30 protein-coding genes are annotated in these 26,174 nt (G+C 59.7%); 12 read left to right on the forward strand and 18 right to left on the reverse strand.

The features are described 5' to 3' along the window. Nucleotides 1-408 precede the first annotated feature (408 nt). The gene (locus AC1RL4_RS07985) at nucleotides 409-1,236 is read left to right on the forward strand and encodes a c-type cytochrome (protein ID WP_019579719.1); all 828 of its coding nucleotides are present in this window, start codon (nucleotides 409-411) and stop codon (nucleotides 1,234-1,236) included. A gap of 165 nt (nucleotides 1,237-1,401) precedes the next feature. Here the strand turns inward: AC1RL4_RS07985 and AC1RL4_RS07990 are convergent, their stop codons facing one another. From AC1RL4_RS07990 to AC1RL4_RS08035, 10 genes are all read right to left on the reverse strand, one after another. Beyond that, nucleotides 1,402-2,211 (reverse strand): transglutaminase family protein, encoded by an 810-nt coding sequence (locus AC1RL4_RS07990; protein WP_019579718.1) that lies wholly within the window; start codon nucleotides 2,209-2,211, stop codon nucleotides 1,402-1,404. Further along, nucleotides 2,208-3,158 carry an alpha-E domain-containing protein gene (locus tag AC1RL4_RS07995; protein WP_026286340.1) on the reverse strand — a complete coding sequence of 317 codons (951 nt, stop codon included), beginning with the start codon at nucleotides 3,156-3,158 and terminating at the stop codon, nucleotides 2,208-2,210. The genes AC1RL4_RS07990 and AC1RL4_RS07995 overlap by 4 nt, the downstream gene beginning before the upstream one ends. A gap of 12 nt (nucleotides 3,159-3,170) precedes the next feature. Continuing rightward, nucleotides 3,171-4,580 carry a circularly permuted type 2 ATP-grasp protein gene (locus AC1RL4_RS08000; protein ID WP_007902187.1) on the reverse strand — a complete coding sequence of 470 codons (1,410 nt, stop codon included), beginning with the start codon at nucleotides 4,578-4,580 and terminating at the stop codon, nucleotides 3,171-3,173. 379 nt (nucleotides 4,581-4,959) lie between these two features. After that, nucleotides 4,960-5,301, reverse strand: a complete 342-nt coding sequence (locus tag AC1RL4_RS08005) for a ribonuclease E inhibitor RraB (RefSeq protein WP_018925210.1) — start codon at nucleotides 5,299-5,301, stop codon at nucleotides 4,960-4,962. Between the two features lie 198 nt (nucleotides 5,302-5,499). Next, nucleotides 5,500-5,733 carry a hypothetical protein gene (locus tag AC1RL4_RS08010; RefSeq protein ID WP_018925209.1) on the reverse strand — a complete coding sequence of 78 codons (234 nt, stop codon included), beginning with the start codon at nucleotides 5,731-5,733 and terminating at the stop codon, nucleotides 5,500-5,502. A gap of 155 nt (nucleotides 5,734-5,888) precedes the next feature. Beyond that, nucleotides 5,889-6,764 (reverse strand): polyamine aminopropyltransferase, encoded by an 876-nt coding sequence (gene speE, locus AC1RL4_RS08015; protein WP_018925208.1) that lies wholly within the window; start codon nucleotides 6,762-6,764, stop codon nucleotides 5,889-5,891. Nucleotides 6,765-7,002: 238 nt separating this feature from the next. After that, nucleotides 7,003-7,194, reverse strand: coding sequence for a PLDc N-terminal domain-containing protein (locus AC1RL4_RS08020; protein ID WP_019579715.1), 192 nt, complete (start codon nucleotides 7,192-7,194; stop codon nucleotides 7,003-7,005). Between the two features lie 83 nt (nucleotides 7,195-7,277). Beyond that, on the reverse strand, nucleotides 7,278-7,808 hold the full coding sequence (locus AC1RL4_RS08025; RefSeq protein WP_230174210.1) for a hypothetical protein: 531 nt from the start codon (nucleotides 7,806-7,808) through the stop codon (nucleotides 7,278-7,280). A gap of 243 nt (nucleotides 7,809-8,051) precedes the next feature. Then, nucleotides 8,052-8,570, reverse strand: a complete 519-nt coding sequence (locus AC1RL4_RS08030) for an ankyrin repeat domain-containing protein (protein WP_028941063.1) — start codon at nucleotides 8,568-8,570, stop codon at nucleotides 8,052-8,054. Nucleotides 8,571-8,681: 111 nt separating this feature from the next. Then, nucleotides 8,682-10,520: a long-chain-acyl-CoA synthetase gene (locus AC1RL4_RS08035; protein WP_230174212.1), complete on the reverse strand. Its 1,839-nt coding sequence runs from the start codon at nucleotides 10,518-10,520 to the stop codon at nucleotides 8,682-8,684. A 343-nt stretch (nucleotides 10,521-10,863) separates the two neighbouring features. Here AC1RL4_RS08035 and AC1RL4_RS08040 point away from each other — a divergent pair, with 343 nt between their 5' ends. Beyond that, entirely contained in the window at nucleotides 10,864-11,142 is a 279-nt protein-coding gene (locus tag AC1RL4_RS08040; protein WP_018925205.1) for a DUF3509 domain-containing protein, read from the forward strand. Nucleotides 11,143-11,217: 75 nt separating this feature from the next. On the opposite strand, the gene mtnC is transcribed toward AC1RL4_RS08040, so the two are convergent. From mtnC to aroC, 5 genes are read right to left on the reverse strand one after another with little or no spacing between them, the layout of a single operon-like run. Further along, complete coding sequence (gene mtnC, locus AC1RL4_RS08045) at nucleotides 11,218-11,901, reverse strand: acireductone synthase (RefSeq protein WP_230174214.1); 684 nt, start codon at nucleotides 11,899-11,901, stop codon at nucleotides 11,218-11,220. A gap of 4 nt (nucleotides 11,902-11,905) precedes the next feature. Continuing rightward, on the reverse strand, nucleotides 11,906-12,451 hold the full coding sequence (locus AC1RL4_RS08050; RefSeq protein ID WP_018925203.1) for a 1,2-dihydroxy-3-keto-5-methylthiopentene dioxygenase: 546 nt from the start codon (nucleotides 12,449-12,451) through the stop codon (nucleotides 11,906-11,908). Nucleotides 12,452-12,471: 20 nt separating this feature from the next. Next, a complete protein-coding gene (locus tag AC1RL4_RS08055; protein ID WP_019579710.1) occupies nucleotides 12,472-13,098 on the reverse strand; it encodes a methylthioribulose 1-phosphate dehydratase in 627 nt (208 codons plus the stop codon). Next, nucleotides 13,095-14,246, reverse strand: coding sequence for an MFS transporter (locus AC1RL4_RS08060; RefSeq protein ID WP_019579709.1), 1,152 nt, complete (start codon nucleotides 14,244-14,246; stop codon nucleotides 13,095-13,097). Before AC1RL4_RS08060 ends, AC1RL4_RS08055 begins: the two co-directional genes overlap by 4 nt. A gap of 28 nt (nucleotides 14,247-14,274) precedes the next feature. After that, nucleotides 14,275-15,366 (reverse strand): chorismate synthase, encoded by a 1,092-nt coding sequence (aroC, locus tag AC1RL4_RS08065; protein WP_007940813.1) that lies wholly within the window; start codon nucleotides 15,364-15,366, stop codon nucleotides 14,275-14,277. Nucleotides 15,367-15,451: 85 nt separating this feature from the next. Between aroC and AC1RL4_RS08070 the strand changes: the two genes are divergently transcribed. Together AC1RL4_RS08070 and AC1RL4_RS08075 are read left to right on the forward strand one after the other, a co-directional pair. Further along, a complete protein-coding gene (locus AC1RL4_RS08070) occupies nucleotides 15,452-16,450 on the forward strand; it encodes an alpha/beta hydrolase (protein ID WP_019579707.1) in 999 nt (332 codons plus the stop codon). Between the two features lie 87 nt (nucleotides 16,451-16,537). Next, on the forward strand, nucleotides 16,538-17,329 hold the full coding sequence (locus tag AC1RL4_RS08075) for a hypothetical protein (protein WP_096479798.1): 792 nt from the start codon (nucleotides 16,538-16,540) through the stop codon (nucleotides 17,327-17,329). 57 nt (nucleotides 17,330-17,386) lie between these two features. On the opposite strand, the gene prmB is transcribed toward AC1RL4_RS08075, so the two are convergent. Beyond that, entirely contained in the window at nucleotides 17,387-18,295 is a 909-nt protein-coding gene (gene prmB, locus AC1RL4_RS08080; protein WP_028941057.1) for a 50S ribosomal protein L3 N(5)-glutamine methyltransferase, read from the reverse strand. 238 nt (nucleotides 18,296-18,533) lie between these two features. On the opposite strand from prmB, the gene AC1RL4_RS08085 reads away from it, so the two are divergent. The 5 genes from AC1RL4_RS08085 (at nucleotide 18,534) to AC1RL4_RS08105 (ending at nucleotide 21,316) form a co-directional block, all read left to right on the forward strand. After that, nucleotides 18,534-19,124, forward strand: a complete 591-nt coding sequence (locus tag AC1RL4_RS08085) for a cysteine hydrolase family protein (protein ID WP_007940817.1) — start codon at nucleotides 18,534-18,536, stop codon at nucleotides 19,122-19,124. Between the two features lie 131 nt (nucleotides 19,125-19,255). Continuing rightward, complete coding sequence (locus AC1RL4_RS08090) at nucleotides 19,256-19,576, forward strand: hypothetical protein (protein ID WP_019579704.1); 321 nt, start codon at nucleotides 19,256-19,258, stop codon at nucleotides 19,574-19,576. Nucleotides 19,577-19,662: 86 nt separating this feature from the next. Continuing rightward, entirely contained in the window at nucleotides 19,663-20,220 is a 558-nt protein-coding gene (locus AC1RL4_RS08095) for a Smr/MutS family protein (RefSeq protein WP_008005647.1), read from the forward strand. A gap of 77 nt (nucleotides 20,221-20,297) precedes the next feature. Further along, nucleotides 20,298-20,843, forward strand: a complete 546-nt coding sequence (gene folE / locus AC1RL4_RS08100; protein ID WP_007988130.1) for a GTP cyclohydrolase I FolE — start codon at nucleotides 20,298-20,300, stop codon at nucleotides 20,841-20,843. Between the two features lie 101 nt (nucleotides 20,844-20,944). Further along, entirely contained in the window at nucleotides 20,945-21,316 is a 372-nt protein-coding gene (locus tag AC1RL4_RS08105) for a glutathione S-transferase N-terminal domain-containing protein (RefSeq protein ID WP_019579703.1), read from the forward strand. A 100-nt stretch (nucleotides 21,317-21,416) separates the two neighbouring features. On the opposite strand, the gene AC1RL4_RS08110 is transcribed toward AC1RL4_RS08105, so the two are convergent. Further along, nucleotides 21,417-22,583, reverse strand: a complete 1,167-nt coding sequence (locus tag AC1RL4_RS08110) for an aminotransferase-like domain-containing protein (RefSeq protein ID WP_230174216.1) — start codon at nucleotides 22,581-22,583, stop codon at nucleotides 21,417-21,419. Between the two features lie 82 nt (nucleotides 22,584-22,665). Here AC1RL4_RS08110 and AC1RL4_RS08115 point away from each other — a divergent pair, with 82 nt between their 5' ends. The 3 genes from AC1RL4_RS08115 to AC1RL4_RS08125 all read left to right on the forward strand — a co-directional run bounded on the left by AC1RL4_RS08115 (nucleotide 22,666) and on the right by AC1RL4_RS08125 (nucleotide 25,531). Next, a complete protein-coding gene (locus AC1RL4_RS08115) occupies nucleotides 22,666-23,121 on the forward strand; it encodes a MarR family winged helix-turn-helix transcriptional regulator (protein WP_019648217.1) in 456 nt (151 codons plus the stop codon). 361 nt (nucleotides 23,122-23,482) lie between these two features. Then, nucleotides 23,483-24,832: an NCS2 family permease gene (locus tag AC1RL4_RS08120; RefSeq protein ID WP_019648216.1), complete on the forward strand. Its 1,350-nt coding sequence runs from the start codon at nucleotides 23,483-23,485 to the stop codon at nucleotides 24,830-24,832. Nucleotides 24,833-24,904: 72 nt separating this feature from the next. Continuing rightward, entirely contained in the window at nucleotides 24,905-25,531 is a 627-nt protein-coding gene (locus AC1RL4_RS08125; protein ID WP_019579700.1) for a LysE family translocator, read from the forward strand. Nucleotides 25,532-25,720: 189 nt separating this feature from the next. On the opposite strand, the gene uraH is transcribed toward AC1RL4_RS08125, so the two are convergent. Then, the gene (gene uraH, locus AC1RL4_RS08130) at nucleotides 25,721-26,074 is read right to left on the reverse strand and encodes a hydroxyisourate hydrolase (RefSeq protein ID WP_019579699.1); all 354 of its coding nucleotides are present in this window, start codon (nucleotides 26,072-26,074) and stop codon (nucleotides 25,721-25,723) included. Nucleotides 26,075-26,174: the final 100 nt, after the last annotated feature.

Consider the following 26,174-nt stretch of genomic DNA (forward strand, 5'->3'; position numbering starts at 1 on the left):
AGCTGGCCATAGGCCTCATGTCTTTTTGGCAGCGATCAGCGCTAATTCCATACGAAATGGATCTAAGCCAAGCGTGACGCGGGCCCTAATGTAAACCTGTACGAAGTTGTCGTCGGGTTTTGCCGAGGCTCTCGTCCTACAGGAAGTGCAGCGCTCTGCCGTCATGGAGATATGCAGGCAGGCAACCAGGAAATAACAAAAAAGGCGGTCAAGCCATGTTCAAACATTCGAAAGTACGTCAAGCCGGGCTCATTCTATTTGCTACTACGCTGTTGTTGATTTTGCCGAACCTGACCAAGGTGCTTGGCTGATCGAGCAGCGGGGGTTTTCATTACACCTGATAAAAATGTGACTGGCTCGCTATCCGGGCCTGCTTGGCTGTGCCAACCTTTACGGCACTTCCACGACATGGACGACGATCATTTGAAAGCGCTCATTCTGTTGGGGGCCTTGCTGCTCAGCACGCCTCTGTCCGCCGCACAGCTGAACCTTGAGCTGGGTGCAAGTTCTCGCACCTGGCAGACCGATGAATTGCTCAAGCATCCTCAGGTTCAGACCATCACGATCACTAACGACGTTTCCTACAAACGGGACATGAGCTATCGCGCCGTGCCGATGGCGGCGTTGTTGACGGGCACCAAGCCTGACGATCACCTGCAAGCGGTAGCTCTGGACGGTTTTGCCGCCGAACTGGCCGCCGCGCCGTTGCTCAATACTCAGGGTGCGCAGGCCTGGCTGGCGATTGAAGACCCGGCCAAGCCGTGGCCGCCGCTGTCCGAGGGCAAACACAGTGCAGGGCCGTTTTACCTGGTCTGGACCGATCCGCAGGCGGGCAATATCAGCCCCGAGCAATGGCCGTTCGAGGTCGCGAGTATCAAACGCATGGCCCCGGTGGCCGAACGCTTCCCTGCCCTGCTCCCCGATCCCGCGCTGAAGGCGGACCATCCGGTGAACAAAGGCTTTGCGCTGTTTCAGAAAAACTGCCTGGCCTGCCATCGACTCAATGGCGCGGGGGATGCGCAGTTCGGACCGGACCTGAATATTCCGTTCAACCCGACCGAGTATTTCGGCGCGAATTTCCTCAAGCGTTACATTCGTGACCCGCAGAGCTTGCGCCAGTGGCCGCAGGCGAAGATGCCCGGGTTCTCGCCGACGGTATTGCCGGAGAGGGATCTGGAGTTGTTGGTGGGGTATTTGAAGCACATGGCGGGACGCAAGGTGTCTACGGCCAAGTAAACATCCACCTGTGGCGAGGGAGCTCGCTCCCGCTGGGGCGCGAAGCGGCCCTCAAATCAGGCGACGCGATCCGTCAGGCAAACCGCATTCGCCGGGTTTGCGACTGCTGCGCCCGGTCGCGGATCGGCCGGCGGGAGCAAGCTCCCTCGCCACAATGAATGACTGCTACTGCTGTTGGACGGAGATCACCGGCGCAGGCGTCGGCGAGACCAACACCTTGGCATGCATCTGCTCATACCCACCGCCACGGCGCATGCCGCGCACCGGGCAGGCGTCGAGGTAGTCCAGGCCCACGGCCAGTTTCAAGTGACGTTCAGGCCGGGCCAGTTCGTTGGTTACATCGAAGCTATACCAGGCGTCATCCAGCCAGGCTTCCGCCCAGGCGTGACTGGCCAGGTGTTCACTGTTCTCGCTGTACAAATACCCCGACACATAACGCGAGGGGATGCCCAGGCTGCGGGCGCAGGCGAGAAACGCATGGGTATGGTCCTGGCAGACCCCGGAACGCCCGGCGAAAGCTTGCGCTGCGCTGGTCTCCACTTCAGTGGAACCCGGCGTGTAGGTCATGTGCTGGTTCAGGCCATGCATTAAATCGATCAGCGCCGTGCGATCCCGCCGTTGCTTGCACGCCTTCTCGGCAAACGCGCGCAGGGCTTCGTCGGCTTCGGTCAGCCGGGTGAAACGCAGGAACGGCAGCGCCGACTGACTCTCGTGCTCGGCTTCGCGCAGCTCGTCGATATCGACCTGGCCACGGGCGCCGATGATGATCGCCTCATGCGGCTCGTCCAGGGTCAACACATGCAGGATGTTGCCGAACGGATCGAGTTGCGCGCGCACCGGGCGCGGCAGGTCGAGTTGCCAGCTCAGCACGTGCTGGCGCTCGCTGTCGTGGGGTGTCAGTCGCAGGTACTGGATGCTCGCCCGCACCTGATCTTCGTAGTGATAGGCGGTCTCGTGGCTAATGGAAAGTCTCATGCAGCCTCCAGATAGGAACTGTGTATGGCATTGCCCAACTGGCGCACCAGCGGGATGAACTCGGTCAGCCAGGTGTGCAGGCCTTCGTCGAGGATTTCGTTGATACCGGTGTAGCGCAGGCGCGCGTCCATTTCCGCCGCCAGGCGTTGTGCGGGACGGCCGTTGGCCCCCGGTAGTTGAGCGAGAATCTGATCGACCTCTTCGGTGCAGGCTCGCAGGGATCGCGGCACATCGGCGCGCAGCAACAACAGCTCGGCCACATGCCGGGCGCCGGGGGCGTCGCGGTAGATTTCGGTGTAGGCCTCGAACGATGACAAGGCCCGCAACAAGGCGCTCCATTGGTAATAGGCGTGGGCCGTACCGTCACTGACGGCTTCGGCTTGATCGCCGGCCATTTCGTAACGGGCATCAAGCAGGCGCAAGGTGTTGTCGGCCCTTTCGATAAAGGTGCCCAGACGAATGAAGCGGAACGCGTCGTTACGCATGATCGTGCCGTAGCAAGCGCCGCGGAACAGGTGGGAACGTTCCTTGATCCACTCACAGAAACGGCTCATGCCGTAGCGACTCAAGCCCTGCTCGGCGATCCCGCGAATTTCCAGCCAGGTGGCGTTGATGTTTTCCCACATGTCGGCGGTGATTCGCCCACGCACCGCATGGGCGCTGGCTCGCGCGGCACCGAGGCAGCTGTAGATGCTCGCCGGGTTGGCCGCGTCCAGGGCGAAAAAATGCAGCAGCCGTTCGGCATGCAGATCGCCGTGGCGCGCCAGGTAATCGTCCAGGGTGCCGGTGATCAGCAACGGCATGGCCAGTTCGTGCAAGCCGTCGCCACGACCGTCCTGGGGCATCAGCGACAGCGAATAACTGATGTCGAGCATCCGCGCGAGGTTTTCCGCCCGCTCCAGGTAACGCGACATCCAGTACAGATCCGAGGCAGTTCTACTTAACATGGCAAGCTTCCTTCAATCCTCGACCACCCAGGTGTCCTTGGTTCCGCCGCCCTGGGACGAGTTCACCACCAGGGAGCCTTCACGCAAGGCGACACGGGTCAAACCGCCGGGCACAACCCGGGTTTCGCGGCCAGACAATACAAACGGACGCAGGTCGATGTGGCGCGGTGCGATGCCGTTTTCGACAAAGGTCGGACAGGTCGACAACGACAACGTCGGTTGCGCGATGTATGCGTGGGGCTTGGCTTTGATCCGCTCGCGGAAAGATTCGATTTCCGCCGCCGTCGCCGCCGGCCCCACCAGCATTCCGTAACCGCCGGAGCCTTGGGTTTCCTTGACCACCAGCTCCGGAAGGTTGGCCAGCACGTGGGACAGTTCAGAAGGATTACGACACTGCCACGTCGGCACGTTCTTCAGGATCGGCTCTTCATCGAGGTAGAAACGAATCATGTCCGTGACGAAGGGATACACCGACTTGTCGTCCGCGACCCCGGTGCCGATGGCATTCGCCAGCACCACATTGCCGGAGCGGTAGGACGACAGCAGCCCTGGAACGCCAAGCATCGAATCGGGGTTGAACGCCAGCGGATCGAGGAACGCATCGTCGAGGCGACGGTAGATCACGTCGACCGCTTTCGGCCCGTCCGTGGTGCGCATGAACACCTTGTCGTCGCGCACGAAAAGGTCCGCGCCTTCCACCAGTTCAACGCCCATTTCCCGAGCGAGGAACGCATGCTCGAAAAACGCACTGTTGAAACGCCCCGGCGTCAGCACCACCACGCTCGGGTTGTCGATCGGGCTGGAGCTTTTCAGGGTGTCGAGCAACAGGTTCGGGTAGTGGTCGATCGGTGCGATGCGCTGGGCCGCGAACAACTCGGGGAACAGGCGCATCATCATCTTGCGGTCTTCGAGCATGTAGCTCACGCCGCTGGGGGTACGCAGGTTGTCTTCGAGCACGTAGTAGGTGCCGTCGCCATCGCGCACCAGGTCGACACCGGAAATGTGCGAATAGATATCGCGGTGCAGATCCAGCCCTTGCATCGCCAACTGGTATTGCTCGTTGGCCAGCACTTGTTCGGCCGGGATGATGCCGGCCTTGATGATGCGCTGCTCGTGATAGAGGTCGGCAAGGAACATGTTCAATGCCTTGACCCGCTGAATACAGCCGCGTTCGACGACCCGCCATTCACTGGCGGGGATGCTGCGGGGAATGGTGTCGAAGGGAATCAGGCGCTCTGTCCCCTGCTCATCACCATAGAGCGTGAAGGTAATCCCGGCGCGATGAAATAACAGATCGGCCTCGCGTCGCCGTTGTGCCAAAAGCTCGTCAGGCGTTTCGGCCAGCCAACGGGCAAACTCCCGATAATGCGGACGGACCTGGCCGCCGGCATCGTACATCTCATCAAAATAGGTGCGGATCATGCCGTACTCCTTGTCACACGGACATCCAGGCCTTCGCAAGGCCCGTGCCATAGGCAGAAACGCTTTGATATCAATCAGTTGGATAATGTCGCTGCACGCACCGCACCAATCCTGTGCGGTAAATGCCCCACCCTGATCGCCCCCGCTTCATGGCGAAGCAATGCTGTCGCCTATCAGCAGCATAGTCAGAGTTGATTTCACTGCTCGGGAGGCAGATGCGGATAATCCGTGCATTCGCTGGAAAACTGATCGCTCTTCCCTTTAGCCGCCTGTTCAGGTGGCTTTTTTTTGTCCGTTTGAAATGTGGCGAAATAAAAAGATTGAAACAAAAACGGCCAACCCAAAGGTCAGCCGTTACTAAGTGTCACTGTTCATAAGCTTATGCGAGTAGCCCTCGTATCTCCTGTTTGACGCCCCATCCCTCGATGATGCCACCCAGAGGCTCGACCACCGCCTCGAAGTCCTGCTCGAAGTCGCCGATCCCGTCGTAGGTGGCGTACATCACTTTGCTCAGTTCCAGCGACCACGCGCCGTCGTCACGCGCGCTGATCTGGGCATTCAAGGATTCACCACAAAAATGACCTGCCGCCCTGCGTGCCCGCTCCTCGTCCGGGAAAATGGCGTAGAACTCGATGGGATGGAATCGTGAAAAATCGAAACCGCCTTCTTTCATGCGGCGCAGCACGCTGCTGCTGATGTCTTCTTGATAGGCTGTGCTCATGAAACGTCCCCCTCAGACTGATGGATAGACTTTCCGTATTCCCTGCACTTTCGATGCGGCAACAGAGGTTGCCGCCGGGAAACAAGCATGTAGCTGACAAGACCAGACCTTAGCGAGTCACTCGCTGATCTCGGTTGCAGAGTAGCCTCAAGACAGAGCCGCTGCCAAGGCCTGGTGGTGAATGTGACAGGAGGTGTATCAAATCGGAGTAATGCTGAGGATTTCAATGCTGTGCTGGGATTTCAGACTTTTGACGGTCGGATCATCGGTACGACCCTCCAGATCATTGAGGTCCAGTTTCGCAGCCACCGGCAGTCGCCGGTCGCGAATGAGTTGGGCGGCTTGCTCGTTGCTCGGGCACTCCTCGCACTCGAAGAGTTCGTCGACTGATTCACCGTGTTCATCCACGAAAGTGATTTTCCACTTTTGCATCGGTGCCTCCTCGGTAAAACCCATGGATGGGCTTACATCTATCTCGACTCGTGCATTGGCCGATCGTTCCAAGGGATCCTAAAAGCGAGACATGAAAAAAGGCCGTCACCCGCGTGTCTCACACACCGGCGACGGCCTTTCTTATCGACGAAGCATCAGTCGTTGCTAGGTTTGTTCACCGCTTGCAGCACGTACTGCGGCAACGCGAAGGCACCAATGTGGATTTCCGGGTTGTAGTAGCGGGTGATGATGCCGCTGCCGGCGAAGCGCTGTTGCAGGGTTTCGCGGGACAATTTGCGATAGGCGGTATCGGTCGCGCCCCAGGCGAAGGTCATTGCGCCGCCGATGTAGGTCGGCACGGCCGCCTGATAGAAGTGCCAGTCCGGGAACAGGCTGCGCAGGCGACCCGCGGTGGTTTTGACTTCTTCGATTTGCATGAACGGGGTGCCGTTCTGGGTCACCAGAATGCCGCCTTCGTTCAGGCAGCGGTGGCAAGCCTGGTAGAAGTTTTCGGAGAACAGCACTTCGCCCGGACCGATCGGGTCGGTGGAGTCGGAAATGATCACGTCGAACTTTTCGGTGGTGGTGGCGACGAAACGCATGCCGTCGTCGATCACCAGGTTCAGGCGTGGATCATCGAACGCACCCTTGGAGTGGTTCGGCAGGAATTCCTTGCACATGTCGACCACGGTGCCGTCGATTTCGACCATGGTGATGTGCTCGACGCTGCGGTGCTTGGCCACTTCACGCAGCATGCCGCCATCGCCACCACCGATGATCAGCACGCGCTTGGCGGTGCCATGGGCGAGGATCGGCACGTGGGTGAGCATTTCGTGGTAGATGAATTCGTCGGCTTCGGTGGTCTGGATTACGCCATCCAGCGCCATCACCCGGCCCATGCGCGGGTTTTCGAAGATCACCAGGTGCTGGTGTTCGGTGCGCACTTCGTGCAGCAGTTTTTCCATGCGAAAACGCTGGCCATAGCCTTCGTAGAGGGTTTCCAGGTACTCGCTGGTTGGGGTATTGCTCATGGGAAGTGCTCCGATGAATGCGGGTGGCAACGGACGGTTACCCGCCCATGATGGCCAATCGATCACCTCGATTGACCGGGAAAGGCGCGCATTCTACGTCGCGGAACATGACAGGTCGAACCTTCTGATGCACACACCGGTAGGAGCGAGGCTTGCCCGCGAAGAACGATGACTCGGTCTATCAGGTACACCGCAGCGATCCTTTCGCGGGCAAGCCTCGCTCCTACCATGAAGATCGTCAGATCCGCACATCGCCTCTTGGCCCGGCGATGGCCCAGATGATCAGGCCCAGCACCGGCAGCAACAGGATCAACAGCACCCAGAGGACTTTCATCCCGACTTCGGCGCCACTTTTAAGCACATTGATGATGGCCCAGATATCCAGGGCAAAAATAATCAGGCCGATCAGGGTGTTGAACGTGGAACCCATGGTGTCGCTCCAAAAAAATGGTAGGCACTCTTAGGATAGTCGGGCCTGGCGAGGGTTCCGTTTTATTACCGTTGTAGATGGTTTCAGACGTGGATGGCCACTTTCAGGGCTTCCAGGGAGGGCGCGGCGGCGATGCCGACTTCGGCGCACAACTCCAGCACCCGTGGCACGTCGTTGCCATAGACCAGCACCACTTGCAGTTCGTCGTCGAGCAACTGGCTGAAATTCATCAAGGTGTAGCCACCGTTTTCCTTGTTCAGGCTGCTCATCTGCACCTGAATGCGATTGAGTGCCGTGAGAGCTTCGGTTTTGGCCAGTTGCTTGGGCTTGATGTTGAACTCAACGCCGGGGCCGAACGAGGCGACGATCTGCGCGAACAGGTCCATGTAGGTGTCGGCCTGGAACAACACGGTTTCTGGCAGACTGCCGACGACAACCCACTCGCCCAACGGGATCGGAAAGGTGTCGTCGTAGTTGACGTCTGGATTGGCCGCCAGAAAAGCCTCGGGATCGGCGTAGGCCTGAGCCGCTTCGTCAGCGATTTTCAGGATTTCGTCCTCGCCCATGCACCCGGAGCTGATTTTGCTGATGAGTTCGACGAGTGCGGCTTTCATGAGGTGGATCCTGTAGCGAGGGAATTTTGAGGGCGCGAAGGATAACGCATTCGGAAACGGATTGCGGGACCTGGCAGGAACCTGTGGCGAGGGGGCTTGCCCCCGTTCGGCTGCGAAGCAGTCGTAAAACCAGAGAACTGGGTTTGAATGAGATACCGAAGGGGGCCGCTTCGCGGCCCAACGGGGGCAAGCCCCCTCGCCACAGAGCTCCCTCGCCACAAAAGCCCCGCGACACTACAGAGGTCAGGCCAGGAGTTTTTGCAGCTGAGCCGTGGTATCCGCCGCGCCCATGGTCTTGGCCGCGTCCAGCGCAGACACACCGTTGGCGTCCTTGGCCGCTGGATCGGCGCCTTTGCTGATCAGGTAGTCGATGATTTCGACGCGGTTGAACATCGCCGCCATCATCAACGCAGTGCGTCCGTCGAAGGACGAACCTTCCACTTCAGCGCCCCCCTCAACCAACGCCTTGACCACCGCCAGGTTGCCCTTGAATGCTGCACCGGCAATCGGACTCTGACCGTTGCCGTTGCGCAACTCGGGATCGGCCTTGTGCTTGAGCAGCACCTGCACCGCCTCTACATGCCCGTAGTAACTGGCGAGCATCAGCAAGGTATCGCCCTTGCTGTTACGCAGATTCACCGGCAATCCGGAGCTGATCAACCGGTCCAGCATCACCGCATCACCATCGCGCGCTTTGTTGAACACCTGTTCGGCAAATTCAGCTGCCTCTTCGGGGGTCATCTGGCGGCTTTTGTCTGACATTGGGGACTCCACATTCGGTCAATCGGAAAGCCGATAGTTTCCCGAGCAGCCCGGAACCTGTCACTTGTTTTTTCTCATGGACGGTCATAGCGATATTCAATAGCGACCCTTTCAATAGCGATGCCTGCCTCCGTAAATATCCGCCAGCACCTGCTCGGTGACTCGCACGTAGGTTTCGGTGCCCGGCAGCCAGGCATAAATCGGGTCATCGCCGGTTTTGCTCGGATCGAAGGCTTCGTCCTTGAGCCGGGTCTTCTGGTACTTGAAGGTCCCGGTGGTTTCCATTTTCACTTTCACCCGCAGGAACAGTGGCACCGCATAGGCCGGCATTTGTTGCCTGGCGAACGCCAGCAACTCACTGAAATCCAGGGTCGCCAGGGATTCGGCCGGGGTGATGGCCGCCATCCCTGCCCGCCCATTGGTGTTGTGAATTTCCACGCCATAGGCCACGGCTTCGGCGATGTGCGGGTGTTGCAATAGGATGTTCTCGACCTCGGTGGTGGAGACGTTTTCGCCCTTCCAGCGGTAGGTGTCGCCCAGGCGATCGACAAACTGCGCGTGACCGAAACCGATGTTGCGCAGCAGGTCACCGGTATTGAAGTAGCGGTCGCCCTTCACGAACACATCGTGGAGCACCACTTTTGCGGTCTTCTGCGGATCGGTGTAGCCGTCCAGAGGCGCCTTATCGTCGATCCTCGCCAACAACAGCCCCTGCTCGCCCTTGGCCACTTTGCGCATGAACCCCTTGGCATCCCGCGTGGGGGCGCCGCTGTCGTGGTCGTACGCCACCAGCTCCCAGGACATCAGGGAAAAGCCAATGGTGTTGTCGAAGTTGAGGATGTTGGTGAAGCCGATATTGCCATCGCTGGCGGCGTACAGCTCGCAGATGTGGTCGACGGCAAACCGCGTCTTGAACTCGCTCCACGCGCCGGGGCGCAGACCATTGCCGATCATCTTCGTCACGCTGTGCCGACTGTCGTCGACGCTACGCGGTTGATCCACCAGGTAGCGACACAATTCGCCGACGTACCCGAGGGTGGTCGCCCGGTATTTGCGCACGTCGCTCCAGAACTGGCTGGCGCTGAATTTTCGGCGGATGGCAAACCCCGACGCCCCGCTGATCGCCGAGCCCCAGCACACGCAGAGCCCGGTGGCGTGGTACAGCGGCAAGGTGCAATAGACGACGTCCTGCGGCTGCATGTCCAGGGCGATCAGCCCGAAGCTGGCGGAGCTGCGCATCCAGCGGCCGTGCTTGAACACCCCGGCCTTGGGCAACCCGGTGGTGCCCGAGGTGTAGATATAGAAACAAGGGTCGTCGAAAAAAACCTGCCGGCTGCTGACGGGATTGTCACTGGGCGCGTAGCAGCTGGCCGTCATCAGATTAATGAAGCCATCGGGTGTTTTGCCCGGATCGTGGTAAGTGTCTTGATCGGCGACAAACCAGGTGCGCGCCGCATCGATGACCACCCGCTCGCGGACCGCATTGAAGGCCGGAACCAGCTCTTCTCCAACTACGATCGCTACAGGCGCCACCAGGTTCAGGCTATGAGCCAGGGTATCGCGGGTCTGAGAGGTATTCAGCAAGGCGCTGATCGCACCGACCTTGGCCACCGCCAATATCGTCACCAGCAGTTCCACACGGTTCTCGATAAAGACCGCGACCACATCGCCCTTGCCGATGCCTTGGGCAATCAGGTGATGGGCGATGCGGTTGGCCCACTGATTGACCTGTGCATAAGTGAGTATCACGTCGCCCTGCAGCAATGCCGGGCCATCGGGATTGCGCAACGTCGCCTGCTCGAAGCTCCAGCCGAGACCACACGGTTGGGTCGGATCCTTGACGTTGGCGACTTTCATGCCCTTCACCACGCGGGGGATGGCTTTGGCAATGGAAGGCAGCTTGCGGAGCATCATGCCCCAGGTAATCGTGTCGTGCAGCGTGCGGCTCATGGTTGCTCCCGTTCGATCTTCTTATTGTCGGGTGGCGTTGATTGAGGCCGAAAATACGTCAGGGCTTCTTGAGCTGTACACGCGGTTTTTGCAATGTTTTGTATCCACGGCCGAAGCCTTCGCAAAGCGGAACTCCGCCGTTGCGATTGGTTCCGTCCAGTTGTCGACGATCTCGCAAAATGCAGGATGCACGATGGCCATTCATGCAAATTGCACGAAAGCCAAAAAATCATAAAAATATAACTTACTGATTTATATGAAATTTTAAAAATATAGGTGCTGGCACAATCACTGCAACTACCCCTCCATGTTGCCCTTCAAGCACAAAATGGAGCTGATAGACATGAGCCTGATCCAGGAAAAATTTTCGTCGCTGTTCTCCAACTTCGAAGTGACCACCCAGCCCCGGCCGGATGGCGGCATTCTGCTGACCCTGCGCAGCCACGACGGTAAAGTCTTCAAACGTTCGATTTCCTACCAGCAATTGCATGCCGGCGATCAGCTGTCATGGGTCATCAGCGCGATTCGCCGTGACGTCGCCGAACAGGCCAGCGAACTGCCGCAGATTTCCATGCTGCAAAGCCAGCAACGGTTCGCACTGCCGACCTATCACTCGGCGTAACCCGTAACAACGCTATAAACGATCAGGCCGTGAGAGCTTTCGCTTCACGGCCTGAGTTGTTTCTACGGCTGATGTTTAAAAGACAGACGGACTGATCCGCGCAAAACTGTCCACCGTCACATGCCCTGCCAATTCCCCGCCCTCACGAGCCAGGCCACAGGTTGCCATGCCGGCCGTGCGCGCCGCGTCCAGTTCCTGAACGATGTCGGACAGAAACAGAATCTGCGAAGCCTCGACACCCATCGCCTGGGTGATGCGCTGGTAGGACTGCGCTTCGCGCTTGGGCCCTGAAGTGGTGTCGAAATAGCCACTGAACAGTGGCGACAGATCCCCCGCCTCCGAACAACCGAAAATCAGTTTTTGCGCCTGAATCGAACCCGAGGAATAAACAAACAGTTGATAGCCCTCCTGATGCCAGCGTTTCAGCGCTTCAACGGCGTCCGGGTAAACATGGCCTTTCAACTGCCCGGCCTGATACCCCTGCTCCCAGACCATGCCTTGCAACGCTTTGAGCGGCGTGGCTTTGCGGTCTTCGGCGATCCAGCCCAAGAGGATTTCGATAACCCGCTCAACGTCTGCTTGCGGTTCACCGCTGTCACGCCGCACAGCCGCGAGCTGTTCGGCGACGTCAGCACGTTCGGCATTTTCGCGAACGAAGTCCGGCAGGTGTTTAGCCGCGTACGGAAACAACACGTCGAACACAAAACTCACCGCGCTGGTGGTGCCTTCGATGTCGGTGAGAATCGCTTTGATCGGCATCGGTTCAGTCCTCAAGACACGGGAAGTGGCTGGCGATGTCATCGCCGGTGAAGTTGGCCACCCAGCCTTCGGGGTTGTTGAACAGGCGGATTGCGACGAAATGCGGGTTTTCACCCATGTCGAACCAGTGCTTTGTGCCGGCTGGCACCGAGATCAGGTCGTTCTTCTCGCAGAGCACGGCATACACGTAATCGTCGATGTGCAGGGTGAACAAGCCACGGCCAGCGACGAAAAATCGCACTTCGTCTTCGCCATGGCGGTGTTCATCGAGGAACTTGGCACGCAACTCGGCTTTTTGCGGGTGATCGCTGTTCAGGCTGACCACGTCGACGGTGATGTAACCGCGCTCGGTCATCAGCTTGTCGATTTGCTCCTGGTACGCGGCGATCACTTCTTCCTGGCTGGCGCCAGGCTGGATTTTCGCTGCGGCTTGCCAACGGTCGAAACGCACGCCCTGCTCGGCCAGGGTCGAGGCGATGTCTTCAAAGTGGGTCAGCACCTTGTTCGGAATGTCAGGGCTTGAGACGTGGTAAACGGACAGGCTGCTCATCAGGGCAACTCCTTAACAGTTCATGCATTACGGTTAAAGAGCGAGCGCGTCTTCAACTCGCACTCGAACAAAAATTCAAAAGCCTCGATCTGCCGCAGTGCGTCGCTCATGCGCGCGCCCCACGTGTAGAGGCCATGACCGCGAATCAGGTAGCCGACGCAATCAGGGTGGGCGTCGAGCCAAGGCTGCACCTTGGCGGCCAGCCGCGCAATGTCCTGGTCGTTGTCGAAAATCGGCACGCGCACCCGGGACTCGTGGGTCGACACGCCGCTGAAGGCCTTTTGCAGTTCGTAGTCTTCGAACTCGATGAAATCTTCCGGCGTCAGGCGCGACAGCACCGTGGCGTTCACCGAATGGGTGTGCAGCACCGCGCCGATCTCCGGACGCCAGCTATAGAGCTGGGTGTGCAACAGGGTTTCGGCGGACGGCTTCTTGCCTGGCTCCAGGCTGTTGCCTGACAAGTCGGTAGCCAGCACATCGTCCGGGCCCAGTTGGCCCTTGTGCTTGCCGGACACGGTCAGCAAGGCTTCGGTCGGCGACAGGCGGGTCGAGTAATTGCTGCTGGTGGCCGGCGACCAGCCGCGGCCATACAGAAAACGCCCGGCGTCGATGATTTCCTGGGCGAGGTGTTCACGGGTAAGGCTCATGGCCTGTCCTCTTGCATACGTGTGGCAATGATAACGGCAGCGGCAAAGGCTGCGAGGCTGGCAATACTAAAGGTCAATGTGGCGCCGAGGGCATTCCAGCTGTAGCCGGAATACAACGCCCCCAGTGCGCCGCCGGTGCCGGCCAGCGCGGCATACAGCGCCTGACCCTGGCCTTGCTGGCGCGCGCCGAAGCTACGTTGCACGAACTGGATGGCAGCGGCGTGAAAGCTGCCGAAGGTGGCGGCGTGCAGCACCTGGGCGAACAACAACACCCAAAGGAACTCGGCAAACGAGCCGAGCAACAACCAACGCAAAGCCGCCAGCAGGAAGCTCGCCAGCAGCACCCGACGCACCGAGAAGCGCGCGAGAATCTTGCTCATGAACAGAAACATCAAGACTTCGGCGACCACGCCGACCGCCCAGAGCATGCCGATCAGCCCGCGACTGTAACCGAGTCGCTCAAGGTGCAAGGTCAGAAAGGTGTAATACGGCCCGTGGCTCATCTGCATCAACGCCACACACGCGTAAAACGCCAACACCCCGGGGCTGCGCAATTGCTGGAGGAATCCGTCCCCCGTCAACCGTTCACCCTGAACCGGTTGTGCGTTGGGCACCCACAAGCTGCTGACGACGATCCCGGCCATGATCAGCACCAGCGCCACCGGGTAAATGTCGAGGCTGAGCCATTCGAACAATCGGCCCAGCGCCACCACGGTGATGATGAAACCGATGGAACCCCACAGGCGGATCTGACTGTAGCGCGAGGTCTGCCCCCGCAAATGAGCCAGGGTGATGACCTCGAACTGCGGCAACACCGCGTGCCAGAAAAACGCGTGCAAGGCCATGACCATCGCCAGCCAGGCGTAGCTTTTGCTGACGAAAATCAGTGAGAAGGTCAGCAAGGTGCAGGCGGCGCCGAAACGCACGATGGCCAGCCGCCGCCCGGTGTAGTCACCGAGCCAGCCCCAGATATTCGGCGCCACGCAGCGCATCAGCATCGGGATCGCCACCAGTTCGCCAATGCGCGCGGCGCTGAAGCCCAGATGATCGAAGTACAGCGCCAGAAACGGCGCTGTCGAACCGAGCAAGGCGAAATAGAACAGGTAGAAGCTGGAAAGCCGCCAGTACGGGAGCGCCGCCACCGTCATCAGACTGTAGCGGCTTTCAGATCAGCCATTAAAGCTGCCCCAACACCGGAGTGCTCACGCGCACATCGGCGTTCTGCCCGCGGTGACGCAGCAAGTGGTCCATCAGCACGATGGCCATCATCGCTTCGGCGATTGGCGTGGCGCGGATGCCGACGCACGGGTCGTGACGGCCCTTGGTGACGACCTCCACCGGGTTGCCATGGATATCGATGGAACGGCCCGGCGTGGTGATGCTCGATGTAGGCTTGAGCGCCAGGTGCGCAACGATCGGCTGGCCCGACGAAATGCCACCGAGAATGCCGCCGGCGTTGTTGCTGAGGAAACCTTCCGGGGTCATTTCATCGCGGTGTTCAGTGCCGCGCTGGGCGATGCTGGCAAAACCGGCGCCGATTTCCACGCCCTTGACCGCGTTGATGCTCATCAGCGCATGGGCCAGTTCGGCGTCGAGGCGGTCGAAGATCGGCTCGCCGAGGCCCGGCATCACGCCTTCGGCGACCACGGTGATCTTCGCGCCGACCGAATCCTGGTCCCGACGCAACTGGTCCATATAGGCTTCCAGCTCCGGCACTTTGTCCGGGTCGGGGCTGAAGAAAGCGTTCTCTTCCACCGAATCCCAGGTCTTGAACGGGATTTCGATCGGGCCGAGCTGGCTCATGTAGCCACGAATGACGATGCCCTGGGTGGCCAGGTATTTCTTGGCAATCGCGCCGGCGGCTACGCGCATGGCGGTTTCACGGGCCGAGCTGCGACCGCCGCCGCGGTAATCGCGCTCACCGTATTTGTGATGGTAGGTGTAGTCGGCGTGGGCCGGACGGAACAGATCCTTGATCGCCGAGTAGTCCTTGGACTTCTGGTCGGTGTTGCGGATCAACAGGCCGATGGCGCAACCGGTGGTGCGGCCTTCGAACACGCCGGAAAGGATCTCGACTTCGTCGGCTTCCTGGCGCTGGGTGGTGTGGCGGCTGGTGCCGGGCTTGCGGCGGTCCAGGTCGCGCTGCAGGTCCTCAAGGGAGATCTCCAGGCCCGGCGGGCAGCCATCGACAATGGCGACCAACGCCGGACCATGGCTTTCGCCCGCGGTGGTGACAGTGAACAGCTTGCCGTAGGTATTGCCGGACATGCAGGACGCTCCGTGAAATCGAACCTAAAATACGTAATGCGCGCCAGTATACGCAGGCTACCCAAGTAGTTCATCCTCGAACCTTATGGGTGCCTGCGAGTCCAACCGGCACCTTGTTGATGATGGCGTGATGATGCTGCGAGTTCTAGCCTTGAGCCTTACCCTGTTTACCGGTTTTGTACAGGCCTCCGTCCTGCAACGCCCGATTACCCTGGACACCGGCAGTGGCGAGCTTTTCGGCTCGCTGTTGCTGCCCAAGTCCGACACGCCGGTACCGGTTGTCCTGATCATTTCCGGCTCCGGTCCTACGGATCGTGACGGAAACAACCCCGACGGCGGGCGCAACGACAGCCTCAAACGGCTGGCCTGGGTGCTGGCCAAACACAACATCGCCAGTGTGCGTTACGACAAACGCGGCGTGGCGGCGAGCCTTGCGGCCACACCGGATGAACGCAATCTGTCGGTGGAAGCCTATGTGGCCGATGCCGTGGCCTGGGGGCAGAAGCTCAAGGCCGACCCGCGTCTGGGCAAACTGATTTTGCTGGGCCACAGCGAAGGTGCGTTGATTGCCAGCCTGGCGGCGCCAAGCGTCGACGCTGCGGCGGTGATTTCCCTGTCCGGCAGCGCGCGGCCGATCGATCAAGTGCTGCGCCAGCAGTTGAGCAATCGCCTGCCGCCAGCCTTGATGCTGCGCAGCAATGAACTGCTCGACAGCCTCAAGGCTGGCCACACTGACGACAACGTGCCGCCGCAGTTGCAGGTGATTTTCCGCCCCAGCGTGCAGCCGTACCTGATTTCGCTGTTCCGCCAGGACCCGGCGGCAGCCTTTGCCAAACTGAAGATGCCGGCACTGATCATTCAGGGCAGCAACGACATCCAGGTCGGCGTGGGTGACGCCAGGGCGCTCAAAGCCGCCAAACCGGACGCCGAACTGGCACTGATCGAAGGCATGAACCACGTCATGCGCATCGTGCCCAACGACGTGAAGCGGCAATTGGCCTCCTATAAAGATCCGCAATTGCCCCTGGCGGCGGAACTCGGCGCACGAATCCTCGGATTTATTGACGGACTTCGCCCCAGTTAAGCTCCAGTCCTGAAAAAAACGGCCGATAAGCCTTTGTCGCCAGCGCTATGACTGACGGCAACAGAGCTTGGACAGGATCTCGCCGTTATGACTGATACCCAGACTTCACCCGACTCCACCGCTGAAAAAGACACACCGCCAGCGGTCGAGCTGCCGTGGGCGGACGTCCACGTCGAGCACCACAAAATGCTCCGCCTGGCGCCGTTGCAAACCGACCGTAACACCGGCGGCCGACCGCTGCGCTTTGTCGAATTCGGTTACGCCGAACGCAACAGCAAGGAGCACAGCCTGCTGCGCATGGCCATCAAGCTGCCAGGCCAACGGGTACGCAAAGAACAGAATCATCTGGATGTGTGGGTCGATCACACCGCCAAACGCGTGCATTTCGCTCCAGATAGCGGCTTGCAGATAGAGCCGATGAACCGTGGCATCGGGCGCTATATGGCGGCTCAAGGCATCACTTGGGCGAAGAAACGATGGCCCGCCTACACCGTCGACGGCACCGACCTGAACAACAAGGACGCGTTGAACGAAGACACGCGCCTGCGCCGCGACCACTTTCTGCGGGTGCACGGTTTTGATGTGGCCTACGCCGATGCCCAGCATTTGAAGGGCAGCGTCAAAGAGGTGCAGATCGGTGATTTGCTGGGCGACTGGAACAGCGAAAAGCTGCAACAGGTGGAAATCCTCGAAGCCGCGCAGATGCTCCAGCAAGCCGAGCAGAACCTGGCGGAACAGGAAGTCAAACTGAAGAAACACGAAGAAAAGGTCAGCAAGTACAAGCGTGAAGACGCCGGGCTGCGCTTTACCATTACGTGTCTGGTGGCGTTTGCGGTGTTTCAGGCGGGGTTGTTGATCTGGATTGCCACGCATCGGTAACCGACATAAAACCCAATTGTGGTGAGGGAGCTTGCTCACTCACCACAATATTCGGGGTCAGACGCGAGAAGCGAACAGCGCCTGATGATCGCGGCACTGCTCCGCTGTCAACATGAACACCCCATGCCCACCGCGCTCGAACTCCAGCCAGGCGAAATCGACTTCCGGGTACAACGCCTCGACGTGAACCTGGCTGTTACCCACCTCGACGATCAACAAACCTTTCTCGGTCAGATGATCCGCCGCTTCGGCGAGCATGCGTCGTACCAGGTTCAAACCGTCGTCGCCACAGGCCAGGCCCAGCTCGGGTTCGTGTTGATATTCGTCCGGCATGTCGGCGAAATCTTCCGCATCGACGTAAGGCGGGTTCGACACGATCAGGTCGAAACGTTGCCCTGGCAAACCATCGAAACCATCGCCCTGAACGGTGAACACGCGCTCGTCGACACCGTGGCGCTCGATGTTCTGGTTAGCCACTTCCAGTGCTTCGAACGACAGGTCGGCCAAAACCACTTCGGCGTTCTGGAACTCATAGGCACAGGCGATACCGATGCAACCGGAACCGGTGCACAAGTCGAGAATGCGCGCAGGTTCGGCACCCAGCCACGGCTCGAAGCGTTTTTCGATCAGCTCACCAATCGGCGAACGCGGGATCAGCACGCGTTCGTCGACAATGAACGACAAGCCGCAGAACCAGGCTTCGCCCAGCAGGTAAGCGGTCGGAATGCGTTCTTCGATGCGGCGCTTGAGCAAGCGTTGCAGATTGACCAGCTCATCGTCCTCCAGACGGCAGTCCAGATAGCTGTCGGCGATTTCCCACGGCAAGTGGAGCGCACCCAATACCAGTTGACGGGCTTCGTCCCAGGCGTTGTCGGTCCCATGGCCGAAAAACAGATCCTCCCCATGGAAGCGGCTGACGGCCCAACGGATATGGTCACGCAGGGTACGAAGTCGGGAAGTGATCACGGGGTAAACTCCAGAAAAAACGACTGACGATTCTAACAGCCAAAAGGCGCCGCGACGACGCAGGAAAAACACCGGATCAGATGTAGGACTCTTCTATTTTTCCAGCCAGCTATTGAACAGAACGAGTATCTTGACAAGGCTGCGAGCCAGCAACGGCGGTGCCTGCGATGGAAGCGATTCACAGAAGCGCTCAGCCAGAGGACAATGCCGCAAAAGCCCCACCCGAAGGAGCCCCAGAATGTCCGTTCCAAAAACGATGTTTCAACTCAGCGGCCGTGGTTATGCAGCGGCCAATCTGGGTCATGCGACCCTAGTCATCATCGATGCCCAGAAAGAATACCTCAGTGGTCCGCTGGCCCTGAGCGGCATGGATGCTGCCGTCGCGAACATCAAACACCTGCTGGCCGCTGCCCGTGCAGCCGGTCGGCCAATCGTACATGTGCGTCACCTCGGCACCGTCGGTGGGCTGTTCGATCCCCAGGGCGAACGCGGTGAGTTCATCCCGGGCCTGGAGCCACAGGGCGACGAAACCGTCATCGGCAAATTGCTGCCAAGCGCGTTTCACGGCACCGAACTGTACGATCGCCTGCAACAACTGGGCTCGCTCGACCTGATCGTTTGCGGTTTCATGAGTCACTCCAGCGTCAGCACCACCGTGCGTGCGGCGAAGAACCTGGGCTTTCGCTGCACCCTGGTGGAAGACGCCTGCGCGACGCGGGATTTGCCTTGCAAGGGCGGGATCCTCAGCGCCGAACACGTTCAGCAGACCGAAATGGCGATCATGGCGGACAACTTCGCCACCCTCGCCCTGACCCGCGATCTGATCTGATCGACCGTCGATGAGCGGCCCATACCGCCGCTCATCCGCAAAAGCCTCTCATTTGCCGTAATTGCCCTAGCCTCAGGAACATCCCGGTCAACTCCCGGTCGAAGGGCCGATACCCATTGAGGAAGGTCGGAATGAAGTTATCCGATGGTTTTGATGCACGCCGTTTGCGGCCCAAGGGCCAACGCAATTGGCGATTTCGCTTCGGCGCAGCGTTCGCTGCCCTGCTGGCGATGTGCGGTGTATTGCTGGCGATGGCCGGCGCGGCCAGCCTACTGGGGCGGCCACCGGCGTTGGGCGAGTTGAATGCCAGCCCGCTGGGCTCGTCGATCATTCTGGCGGTGGGCGTGTTTGTGCTGTACCTCGGCGTGTTGCTATGGCGCCGCTGCCGTCGCCGTTCGCGCCAGTCGCGAGAGCTGAACATAGCCCCGCACCTGATGAAAAAACACGACTGAATCAAAGGCCCGGCGTTTTGACGGGCCTCAATTGTTATGGATAGCGCTCCGACTTGGGTAAACTGCCCCCCTTCGCGGAGGCTGACATGCAAGACGACGATTTTTCCCTGTTCAAAAGCGCGATCCAAGGCGTCAAGCCGATCAAGCACGATCGCGCCGAAACCGGCAAACCCAAGGCCGACCGCGCGCAAATCGCCAAGCTGCGCCAGGCCGCCACTGTGCGCACCGATGCGACCACCGTTGACGGGCTGTCCGATCAGTTTGTGATTGATGTCGGCCCGGAAGACGAGCTGATGTGGGCGCGTGACGGTGTTCAGGAAAGCCAGATGCGCAAGCTCAAGATCGGACAGATTCCGTTCGAAGGCAGCCTTGACCTGCATGGCATGAACGTGGAAAAGGCCCGTGAAACCCTCTGGGCGTTTCTGGCCGAAGCAACTAAATTCGAAATCCGCTGCGTGCGCGTCACCCACGGCAAAGCCGTGCGTCTGGACGGCAAGCGGCCGATGATCAAGAGTCACGTCAACACCTGGCTACGTCAGCATCCACAGGTGCTCGGCTTCACCTCGTGCCAGCCGAAACACGGCGGCGCAGGAGCGGTTTACGTGATGCTTAAACGAACCATGATGGAAGGTCGCGACGAGTAAAGCTGTCGCTTCACGCTTGCAGCGCCGTGTTTGCCACCGTACCCTTGCCCTTTGCGTAAAATCCCACAGGTAGTTTCATGTCCCTGGAACAGAATTACACCGCGATTCTCGGCCAATTGGGCGAGGACGTGTCCCGCGAGGGCCTGCTCGACACGCCAAAACGTGCCGCCAAAGCCATGCAGTACCTCTGCCGCGGTTATGAACAGACGCTGGAAGAGGTCACCAACGGTGCCTTGTTCAGCTCCGACAACAGCGAGATGGTGCTGGTCAAGGACATCGAGCTCTACTCGTTGTGCGAGCATCACCTGCTGCCGTTCATCGGCAAGGCGCACGTTGCCTATATTCCGAGCGGCAAGGTACTGGGACTGTCGAAAGTCGCGCGGATCGTCGATATGTACGCCCGCCGCCTGCAGATCCAGGAAAACCTCAGCCGCCAGATCGCCGATGCGGTCCAGCAAGTCACCGGCGCCCTGGGCGTGGCGGTGGTGATCGAGGCCAAGCACATGTGCATGATGATGCGCGGTGTGGAGAAACAGAATTCGACGATGATCACCTCGGTGATGCTCGGTGAGTTCCGCGAAAACGCCGCCACCCGCAGCGAGTTTCTCAGCCTGATCAAGTAATTCGCAGCACGAAGAAAACCGGCACTGATCGCCGGTTTTTTTTCGCCTGCGAAAAATCAGGTAAGCTGCGCGCCTTCTGTTTGCCCTGAGAGACTTATACCGTGTTCGTAAAAGCGCTTCGTGTCGGCCTCGGCCAACTGATCATCTTCATCGACTTCATTACCCGTCCTGGCAAGAAGCAGCGCCCCGCCGCCGCTCAGGCCCAGGTCGAAGCGGCCGCCAAGGACCTGACGCTGTATCAGTTCCACGCCTGCCCGTTCTGCGTGAAAACCCGTCGCACCCTGCGTCGCCTGAACGTTCCGGTGGCCTTGCGCGATGCCAAGAACAACGAAAAGGATCGCCAGGCCCTGCTGGAGCAAGGCGGTAAGATCAAGGTGCCGTGCCTGCGCATCGAAGAGAATGGCCAGACCACCTGGATGTATGAGTCCAAGGTGATCATTGATTATCTGGATAAGCGGTTTGCTGCGGTCTGACGCTTCTGTGGCGCCGGTATAAACACCGCAAAACCCGAACAAAAATAAACCGGTCCAATGACCGGTTTATTCATTTCTACACCCTCCTCCACCAACAGCCTCAGGCCGCTTGCGCCGCCTGGGCCTGACGCACCACCGATGCCAATCGCTTGAGCCCTTCGTCCAGCCGTGCCGGGTCAATGTGGCTGAAATTCAGCCGCAGATGGCCGGGGTTGTTATCCGGCTCGGGGAAAAACGGTTCGCCCGGCATGAACGCCACCTCTGCTGCCAGCGCCGCTTTGAGCAGCGTGCGGGTATCCAGCGGCTGCTTGAGCATCAGCCAGAAAAACAGCCCACCCTGCGGCACGTTCCAATCCGCCAGATCGGAAAAATGCCTTTCAAGTGCCGACTGGAACGCATCCCGACGAACCCGGTAGAAGTCCCGCAACTCGCCCAAGTGCTGCTGGTATTTTTCAGTACCGATCCATTGCAGCGCTTGCCACTGCCCGATGCGGTTGGTGTGCAGATCGGCCGATTGCTTGAGCCGCAGCAAATGCGGGAACAGGTCCGGACTGGCAATCAAATAACCAACCCGCAGGCCAGGCAGCAGGGTTTTCGACACGGTGCCGGTGTAGATCCAGCTGGCCTTGGTCAAGCGGCTGACGATCGGTGTGGCGCTGCCGCCATCGAAGGTCAGTTCGCGATAGGGTTCGTCTTCGATCAGGGTCACGGCGAATTCGTCGAGCAACGCTGCCACCGCATCGCGCTTGGCTTCGCTGTAGCGCACCGCCGACGGATTCTGAAACGTCGGAATCAGGTAGATGAACGCTGGCTTGTGTTGTTCCAGACGGCTGCGCAGTTGCGCCAGGTTCGGGCCATCGGCTTCCAGTGGGACAGTGATGCAATCGGCGCCAAACAGCTGAAAAATCTGCAACGCCGCCAGGTAGGTCGGCGCTTCAAGCAAGATTTCGGTGCCTTTGTCGATGTGAAGCTTGGCCGCCAGATCGAGGGTTTGTTGCGAACCGCTGACCACCAACACCTGACTCGCCTCACACGGCACGCCCAACGCCCGGGCTTCGGCCGCCAACGCTTCACGCAGCGCCGGCTCGCCTTCGCTCATCCCGTATTGGCCCATGGACAGCGGCATCTGCGCCCACTCGACTTTCGGCAGCATGGCTTCGGCCGGCAAGCCGCCAGCGAACGACATCACTTCCGGGCGCTGGGCGGCGGCGAGGATTTCACGGATCAAAGAACTTTTAAGGCGCGAGACACGTTCGGAAAAAGCCATGGGGGTCACCGGTAGCGAGGCCTGAGGAAAATGAGTCAAACTGATTGACCGAAATTACGACAGACCGAGCGGATACGTCAACATGCTTGACCTTAAAAACCCCACCACCCAGCAACAAGCCATGGAAGCGTTCTTCTTCGGCTATCAGGCCTTCACCGCCAAGGCTGATGAAATGCTCGAGCGTCGCGGCTTGAGCCGGGTGCATCAGCGCATTGTGTTTTTCATCGCGCGCTACCCGAACCTGAGCGTCAAGGAGTTGCTGGCGTTGCTCGGCGTGACCAAGCAGGCGCTGAACATTCCGCTGCGGCAGTTGGTGGAAATGCATTTGGTGAACAGCGTCGCGTCCCAGACCGACAAGCGTAAGCGGCTGCTGGAACTGACCGTGGAAGGCGCGCGGTTCGAGCAGTCGTTGCGGCGCGAGCAGGTGAAATTGCTCGAGCGAGTGTTTGCCGAGGCTGGGGAAACGGCGGTGAATGGGTGGTTGGCGGTGAATCTGGCATTGGGGGAAGTAACCAGAGTTGACCGGGACGACACCTGACTGTGGCGAGGGAGCTTGCTCCCGTTCGGCTGCGCAGCAGTCGCAAAGAACGATAACGCCGGTATGCCTGAAAAATTGCCACCGCCTGAGTCGGGCCGCTGCGCGCCCCAGCGGGAGCAAGCTCCCTCGCCACAAAAAGCTCGCTACACATCACATTTCATATCTATATGCCCCGCCTGCCATTTTTTTCGTCTACAAAATCAAAAACATTATTTGCTTTATTTGTATACAAAAGCATAATTCGCTTCGTGCGAGTTCCTGACCATCAGGTCAACAAATTCGCAAGTACCTCAAAGGGTCGCTGCCACCCTCATGGGTCCGGCCCTGGAAATAACAATAAAACTCTTGAGGAGTACTCGCTGTGGAAAGCCGCAAATCCGAAGCCTCGACGCTGGAACTCTCGCCGCCGTTACGCAATGGCTGGCTGGAGCGCATCTTCAAACTCAGCTTGCACGGCACCACGGTGAAGACCGAGCTGATCGCCGGTCTGACAACCTTCATCACCATGGCCTACATCATCTTCGTCAACCCCAACATCATGGCCGACGCCGGGATCGATCACGGTGCCGCGTTCGTGGCCACCTGTATCGCCGCCGCGCTGGGTTGCCTGTTGATGGGCCTGTACGCCAACTGGCCGGTGGGCCTGGCGCCGGGCATGGGGCTGAACGCGTTCTTCACCTACACCGTGGTCGGCACCATGGGCTACAACTGGGAAACCGCCCTCGGCGCGGTGTTCGTGTCCGGTGTGTTGTTCATGTTCCTGACCTTTTCCCGGATTCGTGAATGGCTGCTCAATAGCATTCCGGTGAGCCTGCGCTTTGCCATGGGTGCGGGTGTGGGCCTGTTTCTGGGGCTGATCGGCCTGAAAACCGCAGGCATCGTCGTCGATAGCCCGGCCACCCTGATCAAGCTCGGCTCCCTGCGCGAGCCCGGCCCGCTGCTGGCTGCCATCTGCTTCCTGATGATCGCCGTACTCAGCTACCACAAAGTGTTCGGCGCGATCCTCATCAGCATCATCACCGTGACCCTCGCCGGTTGGGGTCTGGGTCTGGTGCACTACGAGGGCATCATGTCTGCCCCGCCGAGCCTGGCACCGACCTGGATGGCCATGAACATCGCCGGCGTGTTCAACGTCAGCATGATCAGTGTGGTGCTGGCCTTCCTCTTTGTGCACATGTTCGATACCGCCGGCACCTTGATGGGCGTCGCCCAGCGCGCCAACCTGGTGAACGCTGACGGCCGGATCGAAAACCTGTCCCGCGCCATGAAAGCTGACAGTGCCTCCAGCGTTTTCGGGGCCGTGGTGGGTGTTCCACCGGTCACCAGTTATGTGGAAAGTGCCGCTGGCGTAGCGGCGGGTGGTCGGACTGGTCTTACCGCCGTGACCGTAGGTGTGCTATTTATTGCCGCAATGTTTTTCGCCCCGCTGGCTGGCATGATCCCCGCTTATGCAACCGCCGGTGCGCTGATTTATGTAGCGATGCTGATGATGGGCGGCATGGCGCACATCGAATGGGACGAAGCGACCGACAGCATTCCGGCGATCGTCACCGCGATCATGATGCCGCTGACCTTCTCGGTCGCCGACGGCATCGCGCTGGGCTTCATCACCTACGTGGCGCTGAAGGCCGGCACCGGTAAGTACAAGGAAATTTCGGTGAGCCTGTGGGTGCTCTGCGCGATCTTCATCGCCAAGTTCATCTTCTTGTAAGCGTCACGCGGTACGCGTTTCAAACCAGCCTCACCCCGTCGGGTGGGGCTTTTGTGCATAGGGAGGAAAGTGATGAGTCTGGAAACCTGGCTGCTGTTCAGCGGCGCTGCGCTGGTGGTGATCCTGATACCGGGGCCACTGTCTTTGCTGATGATCAGCAACAGTCTGAATTACGGTTTGCGCCGTTCTTATCCGGCGTTTCTCGGAGGCGTGTTTGCCTCGATCTGCCTGCTCAGCGCTTCGGCGCTCGGCTTGGGTGCATTGCTGCTGGCGTCGGAACAGCTGTTCAGCGCCCTGAAAATCGTCGGCGCGCTGTATCTGTTCTACCTCGCCTGGCAGAGCTGGCAGCAATCACGCCAACCCTCCCAGGGCGCCGAAGTGCCCCAGGCTGCGCCGGTGCCACGCTTTCGTGCACTGTTCGGGCGCGCGTTCATGCTCGGCGCCAGCAACCCGAAAGACATTTTGTTCTTTGCCGCGTTCCTGCCGCAGTTTTTGAGTGCCGAACAACCGTTCCTGCCGCAGTTGCTGGTGATGATTGCCACCTGGACCGTGCTGGATCTGCTGTGCAAGCTGGCTTATGGGCTGGGGGCTCATGGCGCGGCGCGGTATCTGCGTAGCGGCAAGGGGCAGAGCTGGTTTAACCGGGTGAGTGCCGGGTTGTTCAGCGGTGCGGGCGCGGCCTCATTGTTGAGCCGCTAAGGGCAAAAGATCGCAGCCTCGTTGCACTCGACAGCTCCTACAGGGGGAATGCGTTTCCATGTGGAGCTGCCGAAGGCTGCGATCTTTTGACTTTCCACCAGGCGAAAAAAAGCCCGCAGTGTGAGCGGGCGAAAGACCAAAGAAGCTATATGCGCAGTCGCTTCCAGGTTGAGGCAGCTGCTTGGGGGATCAGCTGCCGCGATACGTGGAATAGCTATATGGCGAAATCAGCAAAGGCACATGGTAGTGATCCTGTTCGGCAGAGATGCCGAACCGCAGCACCACCACGTCGAGGAACGCAGGCTCAGGCAGCTGAACGCCCCGGGCGCGGTAGTAATCGCCCGCATGAAATTGCAGCTGATAGACCCCGGAACGGTAGTCATCGCCTTGCAGCAACGGCGCATCGACCCGGCCGTCGCTGTTGGTGAGCACCGTGGCGACCAGTTCCAGCTGCGAGCCTTCGACGCGGTACAGCTCGACCTTGATCGAACTGCCCGGGCAACCGTGTGCAGCGTCCAAAACGTGTGTAGTCAAACGTCCCATTGATTCTGCGCGCCTGCCTGCGTGGAGCAGTCAGACCTCGCGCCTCCCGAAGTCAGTTGTAAAGGAGACCGCACCGTTCCGGAGCACGAAACGTTGCGGC

Source organism: Pseudomonas sp. GW822-FHT07A10 (assembly GCF_058798795.1).

Excerpts from the sequence above, each read along its gene's own strand:
- AC1RL4_RS07985 (WP_019579719.1), top strand. The coding sequence starts at position 409 with ATGGACGACGATCATTTGAAAGCGCTCATTCTGTTGGGGGCCTTGCTG.
- AC1RL4_RS07990 (WP_019579718.1), bottom strand. The coding sequence starts at position 2,211 with ATGAGACTTTCCATTAGCCACGAGACCGCCTATCACTACGAAGATCAG.
- AC1RL4_RS07995 (WP_026286340.1), bottom strand. The coding sequence starts at position 3,158 with ATGTTAAGTAGAACTGCCTCGGATCTGTACTGGATGTCGCGTTACCTG.
- AC1RL4_RS08000 (WP_007902187.1), bottom strand. The coding sequence starts at position 4,580 with ATGATCCGCACCTATTTTGATGAGATGTACGATGCCGGCGGCCAGGTC.
- AC1RL4_RS08005 (WP_018925210.1), bottom strand. The coding sequence starts at position 5,301 with ATGAGCACAGCCTATCAAGAAGACATCAGCAGCAGCGTGCTGCGCCGC.
- AC1RL4_RS08010 (WP_018925209.1), bottom strand. The coding sequence starts at position 5,733 with ATGCAAAAGTGGAAAATCACTTTCGTGGATGAACACGGTGAATCAGTC.
- speE (WP_018925208.1), bottom strand. The coding sequence starts at position 6,764 with ATGAGCAATACCCCAACCAGCGAGTACCTGGAAACCCTCTACGAAGGC.
- AC1RL4_RS08020 (WP_019579715.1), bottom strand. The coding sequence starts at position 7,194 with ATGGGTTCCACGTTCAACACCCTGATCGGCCTGATTATTTTTGCCCTG.
- AC1RL4_RS08025 (WP_230174210.1), bottom strand. The coding sequence starts at position 7,808 with ATGAAAGCCGCACTCGTCGAACTCATCAGCAAAATCAGCTCCGGGTGC.
- AC1RL4_RS08030 (WP_028941063.1), bottom strand. The coding sequence starts at position 8,570 with ATGTCAGACAAAAGCCGCCAGATGACCCCCGAAGAGGCAGCTGAATTT.
- AC1RL4_RS08035 (WP_230174212.1), bottom strand. The coding sequence starts at position 10,520 with ATGAGCCGCACGCTGCACGACACGATTACCTGGGGCATGATGCTCCGC.
- AC1RL4_RS08040 (WP_018925205.1), top strand. The coding sequence starts at position 10,864 with ATGAGCCTGATCCAGGAAAAATTTTCGTCGCTGTTCTCCAACTTCGAA.
- mtnC (WP_230174214.1), bottom strand. The coding sequence starts at position 11,901 with ATGCCGATCAAAGCGATTCTCACCGACATCGAAGGCACCACCAGCGCG.
- AC1RL4_RS08050 (WP_018925203.1), bottom strand. The coding sequence starts at position 12,451 with ATGAGCAGCCTGTCCGTTTACCACGTCTCAAGCCCTGACATTCCGAAC.
- AC1RL4_RS08055 (WP_019579710.1), bottom strand. The coding sequence starts at position 13,098 with ATGAGCCTTACCCGTGAACACCTCGCCCAGGAAATCATCGACGCCGGG.
- AC1RL4_RS08060 (WP_019579709.1), bottom strand. The coding sequence starts at position 14,246 with ATGACGGTGGCGGCGCTCCCGTACTGGCGGCTTTCCAGCTTCTACCTG.
- aroC (WP_007940813.1), bottom strand. The coding sequence starts at position 15,366 with ATGTCCGGCAATACCTACGGCAAGCTGTTCACTGTCACCACCGCGGGC.
- AC1RL4_RS08070 (WP_019579707.1), top strand. The coding sequence starts at position 15,452 with ATGGGTGCCTGCGAGTCCAACCGGCACCTTGTTGATGATGGCGTGATG.
- AC1RL4_RS08075 (WP_096479798.1), top strand. The coding sequence starts at position 16,538 with ATGACTGATACCCAGACTTCACCCGACTCCACCGCTGAAAAAGACACA.
- AC1RL4_RS08085 (WP_007940817.1), top strand. The coding sequence starts at position 18,534 with ATGTCCGTTCCAAAAACGATGTTTCAACTCAGCGGCCGTGGTTATGCA.
- AC1RL4_RS08090 (WP_019579704.1), top strand. The coding sequence starts at position 19,256 with ATGAAGTTATCCGATGGTTTTGATGCACGCCGTTTGCGGCCCAAGGGC.
- AC1RL4_RS08095 (WP_008005647.1), top strand. The coding sequence starts at position 19,663 with ATGCAAGACGACGATTTTTCCCTGTTCAAAAGCGCGATCCAAGGCGTC.
- folE (WP_007988130.1), top strand. The coding sequence starts at position 20,298 with ATGTCCCTGGAACAGAATTACACCGCGATTCTCGGCCAATTGGGCGAG.
- AC1RL4_RS08110 (WP_230174216.1), bottom strand. The coding sequence starts at position 22,583 with ATGGCTTTTTCCGAACGTGTCTCGCGCCTTAAAAGTTCTTTGATCCGT.
- AC1RL4_RS08115 (WP_019648217.1), top strand. The coding sequence starts at position 22,666 with ATGCTTGACCTTAAAAACCCCACCACCCAGCAACAAGCCATGGAAGCG.
- AC1RL4_RS08125 (WP_019579700.1), top strand. The coding sequence starts at position 24,905 with ATGAGTCTGGAAACCTGGCTGCTGTTCAGCGGCGCTGCGCTGGTGGTG.
- uraH (WP_019579699.1), bottom strand. The coding sequence starts at position 26,074 with ATGGGACGTTTGACTACACACGTTTTGGACGCTGCACACGGTTGCCCG.